Origin of the sequence: Synechococcus sp. H70.1 (assembly GCF_047502705.1) — a bacterium.
Classification (GTDB): Bacteria; Cyanobacteriota; Cyanobacteriia; order Thermostichales; family Thermostichaceae; genus Thermostichus.
In genome coordinates this window covers 1-1,033 of sequence record NZ_JANSIV010000067.1, presented here as the reverse complement: position 1 = coordinate 1,033, position 1,033 = coordinate 1, and the positions used below count along the sequence as shown (strand labels likewise).

At 61.7% G+C, this 1,033-nt stretch carries 2 protein-coding genes and 1 pseudogene; all 3 read left to right on the top strand.

Annotated features, from left to right (window positions below):
- Positions 1-73: 73 nt before the first annotated feature.
- A pseudogene (locus NW827_RS04800) lies at positions 74-385 on the top strand (ribulose 1,5-bisphosphate carboxylase); the annotation flags it as partial.
- Positions 386-404: 19 nt separating this feature from the next.
- Positions 405-605, top strand: coding sequence for a hypothetical protein (locus tag NW827_RS04795; RefSeq protein ID WP_414403373.1), 201 nt, complete (start codon positions 405-407; stop codon positions 603-605).
- Positions 606-739: 134 nt separating this feature from the next.
- A partial coding sequence (locus NW827_RS04790; protein ID WP_414503393.1) for a ribulose bisphosphate carboxylase small subunit occupies positions 740-1,033 on the top strand: 294 nt, incomplete at its 3' end.

Genomic DNA, 1,033 nt, shown 5'->3' with positions numbered 1-1,033 from the left:
TCCGCTTATCTTGGGCATCCACGGGCGTAAGGGTGAGGGCAAGACCTTCCAATGCAACCTAATTTTCGAGCGCATGAAGGTCTATGCCGTTCATATCTCCGGCGGCGAGTTGGAAAGCCCCGATGCCGGCGATCCGGCTCGCATGATTCGCCTGCGCTACCGGGAGGCCGCCGAGCCCATCCGCAAATTTGGCCAGATGGCCGTGCTGATGATCAATGACCTGGATGCTGGTGCTGGCCGCCTGAACACCATGACCCAGTACACCGTCAACACGCAACTGGTCAGCGCCACCTTGATGAACATTGCCGACAACCCCACCAACGTGCAGCTTCCCGGCAGCTACGATCCCAAGCCCCTGCTGCGGGTGCCCATCATCGCCACCGGTAACGACTTTTCCACCCTCTATGCCCCCCTCATCCGCGATGGGCGCATGCGCAAGTTCTATTGGGAACCGCATTCACATTGTCCACGGCATTTTTCAGGCCGACGGGCTGTCGCTGGAGGAAGTCGAGCGCCTGGTGGACACTTTTCCCGAACAGGCCATCGACTTTTTCGGCGCCCTGCGCGCCCAACTTTACGACGAGCAGGTATGGAAGTCGGCCTAGAAGGGATTGCCTTTCGCCTGCTCAAAAGCAAAGAAGGCGCCCCCCACTTTCCGCCGCCGCGATGATCCAGGCCGGCCACCAGCTCAAAACCGAGCAACAACGGGTAGAAGCCCGCCGCCTCTCCGAAGAATACCTTGGCCTCAAGCGCTCCTCCTCCCAGGAGGCGCCCCCCGCTTCCCCGCCCCGCCATTCCCTCCTCCTGCGGCTGCTCACTCACTCGAGCCTGCCCCCGTTTCCCTCAGCCCAGACGTGCAGGCCCACATTCGGCGCAAGGATACGAGATCCAGGTGGAGCACGCGGATCCGCGCCGCTACCGGGTTCATTCCTGGCAGGAGTGTGGAGTTGCCCACCTAAAAGAATGGGCCGCTGCCTGTCAGGCTGTCGAGCAGTGCCTCAGCCGTTTTCCCAAGGACTACATCCGGCTGGTG